Origin of the sequence: Acidianus manzaensis, assembly GCF_002116695.1 — an archaeon.
Taxonomy (GTDB): domain Archaea; phylum Thermoproteota; class Thermoprotei_A; order Sulfolobales; family Sulfolobaceae; genus Acidianus; species Acidianus manzaensis.
In genome coordinates this window covers 1,070,457-1,087,206 of the sequence record NZ_CP020477.1, presented here as the reverse complement: position 1 = coordinate 1,087,206, position 16,750 = coordinate 1,070,457, and the positions used below count along the sequence as shown (strand labels likewise).

The window sequence follows — 16,750 nt, the reverse complement described above, 5'->3', positions numbered from 1 at the left end:
GTAATATACTCTATGAGTATTATCAAATAATCGATAGAGCTTCAATTTACTCTCTTTAAAAATAATAACCTCAATGTAGTAAATAACTCAGATTATTAAAAAATTTGAATAGAGTGATTACTTATACATTTTTAATATTTAAATCAGATGTTTTAAGATATAATAATTTTAATGTTTACTATCTAAGTTTAAATTAACTCATTTTTTTACAAAAAATATATTATTAATATCTTATTATATTAGATCTTTGTGAGATTTTGAGGGAGGAATCTGTAAAAAAACTAGTTAAAAATAATAGAAAATTTTATATTTTAATGATAATATTAGCTTTATTACCTTGGTTCCTTGAAGCCTATGATTCTGAATTATATTTTTTTGCCTCTCCATACATTGTAAATTATCTTCATATTAGTTCCTCATATATAGGTATTACTGCCTCATTATATGCCGCAGGAATAGCAATTTTTAGCTTTATAGGAGGATATTTGTTTGATAAAGTATCACCAAAATATGTGATTGTAACCGCTGTAGCTCTATTTACTATATTTACTATTTTAACTGGATATGTATCAAATGAGACAGAGTTACTAATATACAGATTCTTAGTTGGTGTAGGAATAGGTATATTTCAGCCAGCTACTGCAGCATTTGCGGGTGATTTGCTTAATACTACAAGGGCATTAAGAATAGGGGCTAATAGCGTAGCGTTTGGAATAGGCCTTTTTGTTGCTCCATATGTCATTTCGCCGTTTTTACCAAAATTTAGTTTTCCTTTTCTGATTTCTGGAATTCTTTCTATAATTAGTTTAGCTCTATTTTTCTATTTTGTTCCTGTTAATTACAGAGAAGAAAAGAAAGAATCAATAAATCTAAAGAGAATCATAAATACAAATACATTGCTTTTAAGTTTAGTTATATTATCCTTTGGTATAGCTCTATTTGGATTTCTAGGATACTATTCTGATTACCTGCTCTTTGGATTGAAATTAAGCCAATCAGAATCTACAATAATAGCTTCAATGAATGGATTAGGAGAATTAGTATTCTTACTCCCAATAGCACTATTAAGTGATAAGATAAGTAGAAAATTAAGCTTGATAATTAGTAGTATAATATTAACTTTATCCTCTATAGGATTGTTTGTTGGATATTCCGGATACTTGACGATGATATTATTGACAATAGCATGGGGAGCTGGATATGGTGGTCTAATAGTTAGTGTAATAGCATTATCTCAAGATTTAGTTCCAGATGAGGTAGTTGGATCAGTAACTGGCTTCATGTTCTTGACTTTTAATATTGGGGCTATAGTAGGTGGACCAATAATGGGGAGTTTTATATCTTCGTATGGATTTGAGATAGCAGGAATGTTAGCAATAGCATTACCTAACTTCATCGCATTATTAATTTCCATATTCGTAAGAGGTAAAAAAATCTATGAATAATTTATTATTTTTCCTTTTTCTACTATAATATTTCCATTTTTGATAACATGATCTATTTTAGCTATATCACTTATATTTTCTTCTGGATCTCCATCTATTATGATAATATCTGCATTTCTATCCGTATCTATTAGTCCTGAATTTATTCTTAATGATAGTGCAGAATTATATGTTGCTGCTTGTAAAGCTTCTTTAGGTGTTAAGCCTCCTCTTTCTACTAGAAGAGTTAGTTCTACCCAATTTTTTCCAATATCGATATCTGATAATCCAGTTTCAAAACCTAAATCCGTTCCAGTTATTATTCTAATTCCATATTCCTTAGCTTTTTTTACTACTGATGATATGCTATTTCTAACTTCGGTAATCTTTTCTAAACCCCATTCATCTACACCTATTTGCTTGCCATATTTGTAAATAACTTCTTGAATTGTTAATGTAGGAGTTAAGCTAACATCTTTTTCTATCATCAATTTCATTGTATCATCTTTTAGCATGGTTCCATGTTCAAGTGTTTTAATTCCAGCTTCTATTGCTATTCTAGCTCCTTTATCTCCATGAGCATGGGCAGCTACATAAGTACCTATTTTTTCAGCCTCATTTACTATGCTTTTAATCTCTTCATACGTTAATTGAGGATTTTCAGGTCTATCTCTTTGAGATAGAACTCCGCCTGTAGCAAAGATTTTTATAAAATCAGAGCCTTCTCTTAAAACTTTTCTAGCACTATGTATACATGATTCAACTCCATCACATATTTCAGAGAATCCTAGAACCTCAGAAAATTCTAATGGAATATCATGACTTATTTCTCCATGACCAAAAGTTTGAGTAATAGGTCTTCCTGCTGCTATTATATTAGGTCCTATAATAATTCCATCCTTTACTCCCTTAGCTAATGAAATAGATATTGGATCTCCGCAATCTCTTACAGTAGTGAATCCTGCTAATAATAATTTTTCTAACCATTTGGAAGCTCTTAAGATTCTGTACTCTGGTTTTTCAAACATAATTTTCAGTAAGCTTCCCCCTTTAATTCCTGATAGATGTATATGCGAATCTATTAAACCAGGCATTACAAACATATCTTTTGCATCTATTTCTTGTCTAACTTCTAGATTTTCTTTCGATATTTTAACTATTTTACCATTATTTACATATATATTAGTTTTTCCTAGATTGTCTTTTCCGCTAAATACATTACCATTCTTTATTCCTAAATCAAACAATTTAACTCGTAATAACTACCATGTGAAAAAATTTATACTTTACTATTTTGAGTTTTAATAGAATATAACAATAAAAATATTGAAAATTAACTTTTTATTCCTTCTTCTGGAGTCTCTGTTCCTTCAAGTAATGGTTTTCCTTTCATATTAGGAATGAATTTTAGGAAAAAGATGAATGCTATTAACGTTATTATAGCATAAAAATCTATACTATATGCTAATCCTATGGATGCTAACATAGAGGGAAAAGTAGCAGTTACTATTGTTCCAGCTATAGAATCTGCTGTCATGAAAAGAGAGGTTCCTCTTCCTCTGATTGCAGTAGGAAATATTTCTGGACCAAATGACCATAATGCTACACCATATCCTGCTTCAAAGAAAAATATAAATACAAATAACGTAACTATAGTTGCTATACCTAGATTTACTCCTTTTAGTAATAATAAAAATATAGAGCCTATAATACCAGAAATAGACATACCAGCTGAACCTATTAGGAAAGCTTTTCTGGTTCCAATTCTGTTTATTAGATAAAATTGAGCTGGAATAACTGGCCATAATAGTGCTACTCCAGTAGACCATCCACTAATAAATGCTGCTTGTACTTTTGTATATCCTAAGTTAACAAAAATTTCCGGAGAATAGAATACAAATGCGTTAATTCCGCTGAATTGCATAAAAAGTCCTGCTAATATAGCTATGAATGCATACTTCATGAACTTAGACGAGAATAAATCTTTCCAACCTACTTTATTTTTTAGCTCAGAAATTATATTATTTGAGACATTATTGAAATCAGTCTCATCTACATCTACATGAAAATATTTTACTAAGACATTTTTAGCTTCATTAAGCCTACCCTTTGAAACTAACCATCTTGGGCTTTCTGGTATTTTTATTCTCAAGATTAATATTATAAAAGCAGGAATTGCACCTATGGCAAACATTAGCTGCCAAGCTTTTAATGGTGTTAAACTATAGCCAATCCAGAATGCCCCAAATTGAGCAATTACTGTCATTAATTGTTGGGTTGCAACGTAACTATTCCTCTTAGGCGTAGGTACCATCTCTCCAATGAAGATTCCTGATAGTACATTATCCATACCCAATGCAAATCCTTCTATTACTCTCCAGGTCAAGAATGTAAGAAAGTTAAAAGTAGCTATTGCAAGGAGAATTGGCGTTATTGTAAAGACTATAGCATCAAATACCAAGATCCATTTTCTACCTAATCTATCTGAAATATCTCCTGCTAGAAGTGAACTAAATATTGATCCTAGCAATAAACCTGAAGCAGCAACACCAATTTCTGCAGTAGTTAACTTAATTGATATAACATTAAGGGCATCCCCTATAACACCTAAGTCGTATCCAGCAGCAAATCCGCCTAAAGCTCCTGAAATTGCAATTAATCTAAATAGATTAGTAGCATTAGATCTATCTATAAATGGAAAGTAAGCCCTTTTGTAACTCATATTATATTAAAACATATATAAGTTTAAATACTTAACTATAATTATATTGAAGTTATGGGATATTTTTACAATTATATTTCAATATCTATTCCTGTATGTTAGAAGATCTCCTAGGATTTTTATAGATTAGAGGTAAGTTAATCTCCTAAGGTTTTTTATTTATTTAACGCCTAAGTATAATGTATTATTGGAAAAATTTATAAAATCTGGTAAGTGAAGTCTGAATAAGTCTTTAATATTAAACTTCTATGTATACTTATGAATCCTCAAGAGATATTTAGAAATAAAGTTTTTTATAAGGTTTTGCTAGATCCTCCTATTTTAACTCAAGGTAGTTGGAGAGGAGCTGGTAAATTACTTATAGATGATAAGGATTATTGGTTAACGTCTAGGCCTAGAAACGTTGAAAAAAGGGGATATGGAATAGAATTTTTCCATTCAAATAACGGTAATGATTTTTCATTATACAGATTTATCTCTAAGGAAGAAATTTCTTCTGAAATTGGAATAGAAGTTGATAGTATAGAAAATACTCAATTAATAATAGATCCTCTTACTGGCAAATATTATCTTTATGCTTCGGTAAATATAGATTCGCGCCTTCAAAAATGGGTTACTGTTCTTTTAACATCTGATGATATTAAAGGAGAATGGAAAAGTAAAGGAATTGTAATAAATAATGATCAAGAGTATGATAGTGCAGAAGCTAGAGATTGTAGTATTGAAGTTCTAGATGGTATGTATATAGGATTGTGTAAAGCTAGAAAGTTAAATGACAACAAAGTATATACTGAATTATTAGTGAGCAAAAATGGAATAAGCTGGAAAAAACTAGGATTACCTACAATAAATGGAGTTAAGCAAGATCCTTCCCCAGCTTTTTTGTTAAATGGAAATATCTATTCTTCTGTATATGGACCAATGTTTATAGGTACTGTAACAACATTCTATAAGAACGCACATGTAACAAAATATTTTGGATCCTATATTATTGATCTAAAAAGCAATAATTTAGAAGAAGTATTTATAACGGAATGGAAAAGTGATTCAAAATATGAGAGACAAGATTTTCCTATACATAATTACTGTAATGTAATTTATGACGAGAATAACTCTAGATGGGATATAGTAATTGAAGCTATAGATCCAATATATTCGAAAAATGTCGGAACCGATAACGAAATGGACAGAGTTCTATTATATATCAGTAAAAGAAAATAATAAAAAAATAAATATTTTTTTAATTTATTTTTCTGCTTTAATACTATCTATAATATCACCTTTATTTTCTGAAATATTATAAAGTACTACACTTTCTCCTAATTCTCCTTTATTTCTCTTATATAGTGTATAAATAATAGAAAATAATATCAGTATAGCTCCTATAACCACTGCCGTTAGATATGGCTGTACAAAATCTCCTATAATTCCTTCATAAAATGTATATATAAAGAAAGCTATTCCTGCTATAGGTACTACTAGACCTGAAATTATCTTTCTTAATTTGGAGAATTTAAACTCTTTATGTTTCCTTAAGAAAGCATATAATCCCATTTCTGGTATGAAGTGATGAAAATACCATAATATTGTAGATAGAGTTCCAGCTACATAGAAAGATAATTCTACAGTATTAGCATTATATCCATAAAAATATATCATTAAAGATGAAGCAACTAGGACTATTATTATTGCTAATACTAAATTTAATAGTGCTGCATTTCTAGGAACTCTATTATTATCTAGTTTATTTATCCAGGAATTCTTTATGAAATTGTCCCTACTCATAGACCATAATAACCTAGCCTGAGCTCCACTTCCTCCACCGAAAGCTATTAATGAAACTGCGCCTATGATGATATTTATTATTAATAGTACTATACTAGGAATATATCTAATCCAACTAACTAGTTGTGGCATAGATGAAGATCCTACTGACGAAAGATTTGAAAGCGGAACTGAAGCTACTTCAGAATAAGTTACTAATGCTATAACTATTGCTGAAATAGTTAAGCCTAAATATATTGCTTTCCACACGTTTTTTCTTGATTCTACTGTTTCTTCACTATAAAATAATGGAGATGCATAACCAGTAAAAGTATAAAATCCTACTATAGCTGTAGCTAATGCAATTCCTGTAAATCCTGACGGACTACTGGATGGAGTTAAATAATAGGTTGAATTAAAAGGAGATCTAGATATTACATATACAGCTGAGATGACGACTATTATTAATGTAAATAAAATAGAAATACTTAGTATCTTACTTAAATTTTTAGGATGTTGTATTGTTATTAGAAATGTAGCTAATAGGGTAAAAACTAAGAGTATTATCCATCCATAATATGGTAATAAAATGCCATAAAGTATATATAAGGTATCAACTATCAGCCAGCCTATAAAGAATGCATTAGCCATTTGCCATGCATTGTAAAATAGATAATTACATAACGCAGTAAATTTTCCTACAGCTTTTCCAAATCCTATTTCAGCCAATCCATAATAACCTCCAGTAAATGGGGCTATTCTAGTATATTCTAAAATAGGTAAAGATACTGCTAAGAAAAGAAGATAACCAAGAATAACAGGCCATATTGCAGCACCTTGAGCGTTACTTATGAATGCAGCTACTTCTATCGGAGCTATAATAGGTAAAACACCAGCTATTGTTATAAAAGCTAATCCAAAAAGTGAAATAGAGTTTTTATTAAGTTTATCTGGGTTATCCATTAAATTATTAATGGAATACTCTAATTTTTATTTTTTATGACTCATCTCTAAATGTTAGAGTTTTAATATTGACAAAAGAACGGGCAAGCCTTTTAGGGAAGGGAGAAGGTCAGATGTATCATTCTGTATTCTTTATATCATCAATTTTATTTTGTTATATAAATAAACTGGATCTAATCTTAAATTTCAAGTATAAATAAAACTTATACTATAATAGATAAACCTAAGTATAACAGTAAGGATATAAACTTTTGTAGTAAGTTATATACCGCTAGATAAAAAATTACGTTATCTTGAGAGTTATTATTTCATAATTAGAGTAGTTAAATATTATTTTATTATTAATAGTATCTATCACCCTTTTAACATCATTTAATTCTAAGATGTCAGTAGATATTGCTGATCTTGGAGAGAACCATAATTCTATTTCAGCTTTTCCTTTAGAGTTGAGAATGTTATATGCTCTTACAATTATTCCTTGATTATCCTCAGATTTCTTAATGCTTTCTATAATTATATTATCTTTATTAACTTTTACAAAGCTCTTAGATTTGTCTAATGCTTTACCCTTTTCTACAATTAGAGGCGAATTTAATTCGTAAGCCTTTCTATATACTTTTGCATCTTTCCAATTTCCTTTATGGGGATAAATTGAAATTATTGTTTCATTTGTTTCTTTATCTGTCTCGTAATCAGGATAAATTGGCGTTTTGGATATAGAAATTCCTACTTTACCATTTTCTACTGAAACTCCATATTTTCCATTATTAAGTATACCTACTCCATAATCATCTTCTGATATATCTAACCACTTTTGCATGGGTACTTCGAACCTTGCTTGATCCCATGATGTGTTCTTTATCGTCTGTCTCTTAATAACACCGTAAGGAATTTCAAAAGTAGCTTCAGTAACGTTTAAATTAAAATTAAACCATTCCTTAAGCAATAATTCTCTATCTGGAATAGTTGTAATAATTCTAAAATCAATTCTTCTGCTTTTTGCATAAACATAAACTTCCTGAATTATTTCTGAATTTCTAAATTTATAATGGAATCTTACTCCTGCTCTTAGTGGACCATTCTCTATAACTTCATATTTGTATGCCTTTAATTCAAAGGAAGTTTCCTTAAAAGATGACTCAATATCCCAAGCATCAGCCCATCCTGGAATATTCTCGTAGAAAACTAGCTTGTTACCTTCCTCCATCATTATTTCTCTATTGTTCTCCTTATCTATCAAGGAAATTATTTCTCCTTCAGAATTTAATGAGATTTTTAAGTATTCATTTTCAATTTCTAATCCATTTACTTTAACTTCTCCGTCCGTTTCAGGAATGCAAGAAGAATAACCTATAGAGGGAACTTTTACTCTAATTAAATATCCTTGATCTACCTTTTGTGAGCCTTCCATCTTTTCATTTACTACTATGTAGTCTTCCCTGTCCCAAGATAAAGAATTAAATACGTAACAATTTTCTCCTTCTCCTAAAATTTTTCTTATTGATTCTTTAGTAATTTTTTTACTTTCGTCTACGATATACTGTAATTCAGGATAAACTGTCTTATATACATCATTTATTGCTGATCCTGGAAGTACATCGTGAAATTCATCTTTGAGCAATATTTTCCATAGTGATTTTATTTTTTCTTCATCATAATTCCCAGCAATACTTGACCATATTTCTGCTTCACGCAATGAAAATTCAGCTCTCCTATGTAAGTATTTCATCTTAGAGTGAGAAGTTAGAACTCCTCTATGTGTTTCCAAGTATAATTCTCCATACCAATCATTTTTTGGAGAAATTTTAGGAAAACCATAATTTATTTTAGGTAAATATGGAAATTCATCTATTACCTTAGATCTTATTAGCATTTCTTCTGTTGGTCCTCCACCTCCATCTCCATAACCATAAGAATATAGCATTGGTTGATCTTTATCTTTCCAATTATTCCATTGCTCTAATATACTATGTACTGTAAAAGTGGAATTGTATCCTCCATCTCCATTTCCAAACGCAATAGAAGGAATCTTAGTTCCATCAGTTCCTATCCAATTGAATAAAGAGTAAGGGAACTTGTTGGTATCATTCCAGAAAACTTTGTGAGTAGCAAATGTTTTTATTCCAGATAATTTCATGAGCTGAGGTAATTGTGCTGAAAATCCAAAAGTATCAGGTAACCATAATATTTCAGCAGTCTTTCCGAAGTTCTCCAAATAAAATTCTTGAGAATATAGAAGTTGTCTGGCTAATGATTCTCCAGATGGTACATTAGCATCAAACTCTACCCATCCAGCTCCTAGTAGCCATTTTCCTTCATTTATTTTTTCTTTTATTTTTTCAAATAATTCTGGATAATCTTGTTTTATCCAATCATAATATAAAGCCATACTTTGCATATAAGTAAAATTGTATTTATCCATGAGTTCAAGAACTGTGGAAAAAGTTCTAGCTACTTTCCTTCTAGTTTCGTCAAAATTCCATAACCACGCAGTATCCATGTGTGCATGAGCAATTGCATATACTGATCCAATTTTAGGCCCTAACTCAGAAATTTTATCTCTCAAATAATTTAATGCTTCTGTAAAATCTTCGTTTCCTTCCTTTTGGTCCATTCCTTCTGAGAAATCCAATAGATACGAGGGAAAATTATTCCAGTACTTGCTAGCTAAGAATAATTGATCTCTAGATACGGTTACAAATGGAGCCAGTCTTAGGGTTTCGCTCAAAATCTGTAGTAATTCTTCTTTTAAATAATTAGACGATTCCTTAGCTAATTCTAAAGTAGTTATTCCGTAAATCCAAAGTAAGTATGCTGAATCGTTTCTATTAAATTTCACTGGAGTGCCATATTCAATTTTTACTTTTTCTCCAAATGCTCTAAAAGGAGACATTTCTATTGTGATTTCTAGATCTCCTTTTGGCAATTGAAAATAATTATGAAATCCATCTAATGCAAAAAATGGTTTGGAATTTATTTTCACTAATCCTGAACCTTTATAGTCAAAAATCATTAGGAATGAATTTTCTTTATCGTTATTTATATGTAATTTTTGATTATTCCAAGATAAATATTGTATATTATTAAAAGAATTAGCTAAAACATATGATAATCTCTGATTTATTTCTTTCTCGTTTCTCATTTCATATCTATATTAAGTAATAAGGATAAAACAGCTTCGGTTTAAAATTAGATGTCTATTGATAATTAAGATAATAAATGCATGGAAAAATCAACGTTCTATTGCAAGCTATTCCAAGATATATGATTTGTAGTCAAAAAAATTTTGGGTATTTAACTAGTATTAGTAAAGCTTATTTGATTATAGAGTAGCTCATTGCCTATATGAGGAAAAATTTCCTTATCGCTTCCTGGATATTTGGTTTGGCTAATAGTTTTTCATCACCTTTGCTTAGTCTATATATTTATGTTACTTCATCAATTTATTATTCTTTGAGTTTCATTTTATTTACATCTGTATTCATTTTATTAGGATATATTTTTGTAGGGTATATAACTAATATATATAGAAAAATACTTACTTTTTATAAGATAGGAATAGGTCTCTATATAGTATTTTACTTGACTCTTTTATTACTGAACATTAATGCATTTCATTATACTCTCTTCCTTGGAATGCTTTATGGAATAGCTCAAGGATGCTATTGGTTTGCTTGGGATGTTATATTTTATAAAATACCAGAAAAAATGAGTTTTTTTAATAAGAGCTCATACTTAGGATTTATTAGCAGTATAGTATCTCCTTTAGTTTATGGTGGTATATTATCTATTTTCCATCAGTTTGGATACGGAATATTGTTTTCTATTACATCAATAACTTTGATATTTGTTGTTCTATTAGTAGAAAATACAAATATAGATAATAAATTTAACTTAAAAAGAAGTTTTAAGATCTTTAACGAGAATAAATCCTATAAATATACTATGACTTCCCTAACTATTGTAAGCGGTGTAAATTATGTTTTATCTAATTTAAATACAATTTTTATATATCAAATCGCTAGATCTTATACAAATTTTGCTATCATAACATATATATTAACTGGGATCTCACTATTATCAATATACATAATAAGACAAAGACTGATAGATAGAGTTAATAAATTTAAACTAGTTTTTACTTCCTCTTTAGCTATTACAATAGCTAGTATATCAGTATTTTTCTTTCCTTTAATATATTTAGTTACATTTTATGTTACTTCTCCATTAATTTATCCTGTAATCGATGTTTATAATTGGAGTAATATGGACAGAAGTTTATTGACAAATTTTCTAGTAAATAGGCAAATATTCCTAAATTCTGGGAGAATATTTTTCTCTCTCATTGAAGTATTAATAGGTAATTCTTTACTTCCAGAACAGATATTCCCGATTTTGCCTGGATTAATTGTAGCATCAATAATATTCTCTAGAGGTAAAAAGGAGATTAGTTATTAAGTTATTTATATTAGTATACTATTGTTGAAGTATGAAATATACATATTCGTATACTTTAGGTTCTGGAGTACCACTAGGAGGAATAGGAACAGGCTCTTTTGACATAAGAGCAGACGGAAGACTATACGAATGGACAATATTCAATAACGGAAGCTACGCAGAAAGACAAGACTTAAGATACACTTACTACCTTAATGAGCTTGATTCATTCATAGCAGTTAAAAATAATGAAGGCAAAACGAGAATTTTACAATCTTTTGACTATTATTACGGAGCAAGTCCTTATAACGTACCATGGTTAAAACCAATAAAAGAAATAGAATACATAGGCGAACCACCAATAGCCTATCTAACATTCAAAGACTCCTTCAACGTAAAAATGAAAGCCTTCTCACCATTCATCCCACACGACATAAAAAACTCATCCCTACCAACAGCAATACTAAAAATCAGTACAGACGAACCCTCAGACTTTATCTTCGGAATCAAAAATCCTTTTGAAAACGGAAAAATAGAGACTAGAGATGATATGATAATATTCTCTGGCAATACAAGCGATAGAGACCCTAGGTACAATGGAAACTTATGCGTAAAAATAATAGGTGAAAAACCATTCACATCTAAATTAACCTCATTCCCTAATTTAAAAGAATGGAGTGAATTCAGACAAACAGGAAAAATCACGGTAAGAAGCGGTGATAATATAGGTTTAATAGGTGCCAGAGGGAAAGAAGTCACAATAATTATTTCTTGGTACTTTCCAAACCACTTGTTAGAAAATGGAAAGAAGATAGGACATTATTACGAAAACTTCTTTTCCAGTTGTGCAGACGTGGTTGATTACGTTAGCTCAAATTTAAATTACTTAGAGACGAAAACAACTCAATTCCATGACTTGATGTATTTTTCTCAAGGTATTGAAAATTGGATATCAGATTTAGTAGGATCTCAATTATCTACTTTAATAAAATCTACTTGGCTAGGAAAGGATGGATTTTTCGGAATCTGGGAAGGTTATTTTAACACAGCAGACGTAAGAAAAAATGGCCAATATCCTTATACAGATGGTCCATTGCATACTGCACTCAATACTATAGATGTTCTACTTTATTCTATGTATTCAATTTTGGTTTTATTTCCAGAATTTGCGAAAAACATAATCAAAAATACTGCATCAAACATCTTAGATGAAAATAAACTTGATTATATAATATATGCGTTAGCTATAAATGAGAATAGACAGAAATATTTGGAAAAAATATCCAAAGATCCATCAATACCAACTAACTTTGAAAAACTTCTTAATACAGTAAAAGAAATAGTAAAAGAAACAGGCAAAGATCCTAAAGGAAGAGTACCTCATTTTATTACAGATAATCTGAAGGTAGATGAATATAGTAGAAATGATCTTAATCCTGAATTTGTATTATTATGGTATTTAACATCAAAAATGACAGGAGACAAGGAACTTTTAGCTAGTATTTATGATAAAGCAAAAGACTCCATAGATTCAATCCTAAGAACTCATTCATATGAGGGACTAATATATAATCGTTTACCGGCAGGAATAGAATGGATGAGAGTCTTGCTTCAAGAATTTAAGGATTCTATAAGGGGAGTATCAAATAATATTTTACCTATTTTAGGATATGATATGCTTACGATGAGTATGCAAACTTACGATGATTGGACTATGCTTGGACTCACATCTTTTGAATCATTAATATGGTTGGCTTCTCTAAACGCTATTAATGAAGCTTCTTTTAAATTGAAAAAAGATTATAAGTATGATATACCTTTGCAGACTTTCATTAAATACTTGTGGAATGGAGAATATTTCGATCTATGGTATGATCCCTTGTCAGGATATAGGGATAAAGCTTCTAATGCGTCTCAGTTAATAGGAGAATGGTATATGACTTTACTTGATATGAACTTGTTAGACAAAGAAACTATTAGAAGGACTTTGAAGTCTATAATGAATTACAACTTTAAGGAGGAGGAAGGAGTAATTAATGGAGCGTACCCGGATGGGTATAGGCCATTACAAAGTAATTATAAAAATGCTCTAAATCTTCCTGCTACTATTCAGTTGGATACGCCTTGGAGTGGTGTTGAATTTTATGTAGCATCTCATTTGATATATGAAAAAATGGTGAATGAGGGAGTCAGAGTGCTTAAAGAAATTTATGATAAATATACAGTGGCTGGAGACTTCTGGAATCATTTAGAGTGGGGAGCTCATTATCTTAGGCCACTTTCAGCTGTTACGATAATTCCGGCATTTGAGGGTTTAGTGTATGATGCGTTTAGCAATTCCTTGTCAATAGATCCTGCAGTGAATCAGTTAGCGTGGATTTTGTTGTTGCCTTCTGCGTGGGGTAAAATTAGTGTAAATGGATCTAATATCACAATTACTGTAGTGAGTGGGAATCTTAAATTAAATGTGTTAAAATTGAAACATAAGCCTACTGGAATTAAATTGAATGGGGTTAATGTAGAATTTAAGGTGGAAGAGAATGATAGGATGCAAGTGTTAGTTAATCTGAATTTGAAGGAGGGGGATGTATTAGAAATCATTTAGGAATAACTTTAATCTTTTTACTTCTCCTTAAAATTTCAAGATTAATGTCATCTATTTCGCCTATTAACGAAAACTCTCCTATACCTCCTTTCTTAGTAAATACCATTAAATCGTTTCCAGATATTGCAACACCTTTTTTAAATATTTTGGTTAAGCATTTTTTATTATATTTGTATCTTCCATGACAAGTTATTCCTATATCCTTGTATTCATCAACTATAAAATCTGACGTTAAGAATTTTTCTACTTCCTCATCGTGAGCTAATAAATTTATTCTTATTTGAGTTATTTCACTCTTAACTATATTTGCGATATCATTTAATGATTTATCATCAGGTATTGGATCTCCTATTATGACTCTATCTACAAATTTGAACAAAAAATTAGATGAGTCAAATGGTTCAATGTCTCTTAACATTTCTAACGTAGTTCTAAGCTTATACTTAGGATGTGATATGAAGGCTCCTATATTTATTCCATATTCTTTAAACTTACGATTAATTCTATCGAAAAAATCTAATGACATACCAGAATATTTGACCGGATAGTAATTATGAGTAGCTTGAATTTTTTCAGGATCAGCATTTTTTATTATATAGTTTATTTCTTCCTCAGAAATTTCCATCGGATTAATTTCTACGTTAGCTTGCTTACTTATCTCTACAATCTCCTCCTTATTGAATCCATAATCGACTCTGACTCCCTTGAATCCTATTTTAGTAATCTTTGAAATATCCTTTGGATTACACCCTATTTTATTTAGAATTTCTGGATTTATATCGACAAATGTATAATAATCTTCTGCGTACTTCAAAATATCTTTTGCGATTTCAAAAGCTTCTATTACTTCTGTTTTCCAATGAGTACCTGGACCTATACCAAAAAATATGTCTGAATAGCCTAAATTTCTAGCTTTCTTTACTAACTCAATTTGATTTTCTTTAATTTCTTTCCATCCAGGAAATATGCTAAATCCTATTCTCCTATTCATTTTCTCCTTCTATGCTGTGTTTTATACGCTTTAGATTTTTCTGTTCTCAATTTTACACCATAAATTAGAATAATTACTCCAATGATTAATGCGAGAGAAGAAAGAGTATAACCAGCAGTAGCAAAAGCTGTATTAGTAATCAATATTGTTAACTTTAAGCTAGAAGGATTTTGATTATTTACAAAAAGTAGTTCATTATATCCATTATCGATATGAGATAAATCTAATCTTCCACTAAAATTACCTAGATTAACTTCAGTAGGATAATTCAATAAATATAAATTAACAGAACCATTTATATTACCCGTTATTTTTATTTCCCCATATTGGTGCGGAATATTAACTGTAGCAGAGCTATAATCTCCTAAACTCTCACTTACATGCGTAGAATAAAGTACTTCAGATGAAATAATAAAGGTAAAAATTGATAATAGTACTCCAATAACTATAATCACTAAAGATAATATAATCTGCTTGTTCATTTTAATCCTAGATACATATCAAAATTCTTCTTAAATATTTTATCCTTAGAATAAAGAAGAGTGTAAGACTTATTCATACTTTCACAGATATAGATTGTATTGCTCTCTTTTAATTCTACTTTATACCATGCTAACTTATATTCAGAATTTATCTTTTTAAATAGGTTATTGTATAAATTCATGTACATCTTAGTTAATAGATTAATTCTGATTTCATTCTCCCTTCTTCTGATGTAGGAGGATTGATTATAAAACGTTTCAGCTATATCAATAGCACTTAATGGCTTTCTTTCCAAATGAAGATTTGAATATCCTTCTTTTAATAATTCTAAAACCTTTTGTATAGGCAAAGGAGCTAACCCATTTTTCTCATCATTTTTACATGGAGTTGTAATAAGATATATTCTATCTTCTGGTGCTGAAATTTTATCTATAAAAAATCCATCAATACTAATATCTTTGTAAACATAAAAAGGAATATTCAAGTTCTTACCCTTAATCTTGGGTTAGTAATTTCATCAATACCATAGCTAAATAATATAAGACCTAGCATATATAGGATCACAGCTAATGATGGAAATAGCAAAAACCATATATCATTAGCTTGATATATAGCACCCATTGCTAGTGCTTGATCTATTAAATATCCCCAATTATTAGGATTTACTGGTAAAACGCCAAGGAAGTACAAACCAACAGCAGCATAAACTGCACCTTCTACGTTAAAGATAAAATGTATTGCTATATAAGATCCAAGATTAGGTATAATTTCTTTAAAAATTGTATGGAAGCTACTTAATCCCAATACTTTAGACATTTCTATATACGGCATTGACTTAAGAAGAAGTACTTGAGATCTAATAGCTCTGGCTAATCCAGTCCAGCCAGTAACGCTTAATATTCCAGCTATAACGAAAGGATTTGTAGTTCTAAACATATCTGCTAATATAATTAATAGAACCAAAGAAGGCATAGTCATAACTATATCGTTTACACTCATTAACACTGTATCAATTATTCCTCCCATATAACCTGCTGTTATTCCCACCAAAATTCCAATAAGAGTAGCGAAGAGACCAGCCAAGAAAGTTACAATTAATATATATTTAGCACCCCATACAATATTTCCTAAAATACTCTCTCCTATAGGTCCAGTACCTAATATATAATAAAAATTAGTTAAATCTGGAGGTTTGAACGCATTTAAAGGATTAACATTAACAACTATAGGATTTGGTATGAAATACGGACCTATAAATCCCATAAATATATAAAGCAATACAATGACTAAACCTATTCTACTTTTATTATTTCCCCATATAAGCTTAACATACTTAAGTATATTCATATAATATACTATAT

General features: G+C 29.9%; 12 protein-coding genes. 4 read left to right on the top strand and 8 right to left on the bottom strand.

What is annotated here, in order from left to right; all coding sequences use genetic code 11:
• Positions 1-314 precede the first annotated feature (314 nt).
• Positions 315-1,445 (top strand): MFS transporter, encoded by a 1,131-nt coding sequence (locus tag B6F84_RS05100; protein WP_148691238.1) that lies wholly within the window; start codon positions 315-317, stop codon positions 1,443-1,445.
• Here B6F84_RS05100 and B6F84_RS05095 read toward each other — a convergent pair.
• Both B6F84_RS05095 and B6F84_RS05090 read right to left on the bottom strand, forming a co-directional pair.
• Positions 1,436-2,671 (bottom strand): metal-dependent hydrolase family protein, encoded by a 1,236-nt coding sequence (locus tag B6F84_RS05095; RefSeq protein WP_148691237.1) that lies wholly within the window; start codon positions 2,669-2,671, stop codon positions 1,436-1,438. The two genes, B6F84_RS05100 and B6F84_RS05095, sit on opposite strands and share 10 nt — an antisense overlap.
• An 86-nt stretch (positions 2,672-2,757) precedes the next feature.
• On the bottom strand, positions 2,758-4,146 hold the full coding sequence (locus B6F84_RS05090; protein ID WP_148691236.1) for an MFS transporter: 1,389 nt from the start codon (positions 4,144-4,146) through the stop codon (positions 2,758-2,760).
• Between the two features lie 258 nt (positions 4,147-4,404).
• Here B6F84_RS05090 and B6F84_RS05085 point away from each other — a divergent pair, with 258 nt between their 5' ends.
• On the top strand, positions 4,405-5,367 hold the full coding sequence (locus B6F84_RS05085) for a glycoside hydrolase family 43 protein (protein WP_148691235.1): 963 nt from the start codon (positions 4,405-4,407) through the stop codon (positions 5,365-5,367).
• Positions 5,368-5,391: 24 nt separating this feature from the next.
• Here the strand turns inward: B6F84_RS05085 and B6F84_RS05080 are convergent, their stop codons facing one another.
• Together B6F84_RS05080 and B6F84_RS05075 are read right to left on the bottom strand one after the other, a co-directional pair.
• Positions 5,392-6,873 (bottom strand): APC family permease, encoded by a 1,482-nt coding sequence (locus tag B6F84_RS05080; protein WP_148691234.1) that lies wholly within the window; start codon positions 6,871-6,873, stop codon positions 5,392-5,394.
• A 283-nt stretch (positions 6,874-7,156) separates the two neighbouring features.
• Positions 7,157-10,015: an alpha-mannosidase gene (locus B6F84_RS05075; RefSeq protein ID WP_148691233.1), complete on the bottom strand. Its 2,859-nt coding sequence runs from the start codon at positions 10,013-10,015 to the stop codon at positions 7,157-7,159.
• Between the two features lie 203 nt (positions 10,016-10,218).
• Between B6F84_RS05075 and B6F84_RS05070 the strand changes: the two genes are divergently transcribed.
• Together B6F84_RS05070 and B6F84_RS05065 are read left to right on the top strand one after the other, a co-directional pair.
• Positions 10,219-11,331, top strand: a complete 1,113-nt coding sequence (locus B6F84_RS05070) for an MFS transporter (RefSeq protein WP_148691232.1) — start codon at positions 10,219-10,221, stop codon at positions 11,329-11,331.
• Between the two features lie 31 nt (positions 11,332-11,362).
• Positions 11,363-13,915, top strand: coding sequence for a GH116 family glycosyl hydrolase (locus tag B6F84_RS05065; protein WP_148691231.1), 2,553 nt, complete (start codon positions 11,363-11,365; stop codon positions 13,913-13,915).
• Here the strand turns inward: B6F84_RS05065 and B6F84_RS05060 are convergent.
• The 4 genes from B6F84_RS05060 to B6F84_RS05045 are packed head-to-tail and all read right to left on the bottom strand — an operon-like array spanning position 13,908 to position 16,736.
• Positions 13,908-14,906 carry a MupG family TIM beta-alpha barrel fold protein gene (locus B6F84_RS05060; protein ID WP_148691230.1) on the bottom strand — a complete coding sequence of 333 codons (999 nt, stop codon included), beginning with the start codon at positions 14,904-14,906 and terminating at the stop codon, positions 13,908-13,910. The two genes, B6F84_RS05065 and B6F84_RS05060, sit on opposite strands and share 8 nt — an antisense overlap.
• Positions 14,903-15,388 carry a hypothetical protein gene (locus B6F84_RS05055; protein WP_148691229.1) on the bottom strand — a complete coding sequence of 162 codons (486 nt, stop codon included), beginning with the start codon at positions 15,386-15,388 and terminating at the stop codon, positions 14,903-14,905. The genes B6F84_RS05060 and B6F84_RS05055 overlap by 4 nt, the downstream gene beginning before the upstream one ends.
• Positions 15,385-15,873, bottom strand: a complete 489-nt coding sequence (locus B6F84_RS05050; protein WP_148691228.1) for a hypothetical protein — start codon at positions 15,871-15,873, stop codon at positions 15,385-15,387. Before B6F84_RS05050 ends, B6F84_RS05055 begins: the two co-directional genes overlap by 4 nt.
• Positions 15,870-16,736: an ABC transporter permease gene (locus tag B6F84_RS05045; protein WP_148691227.1), complete on the bottom strand. Its 867-nt coding sequence runs from the start codon at positions 16,734-16,736 to the stop codon at positions 15,870-15,872. Before B6F84_RS05045 ends, B6F84_RS05050 begins: the two co-directional genes overlap by 4 nt.
• Positions 16,737-16,750 lie beyond the last annotated feature (14 nt).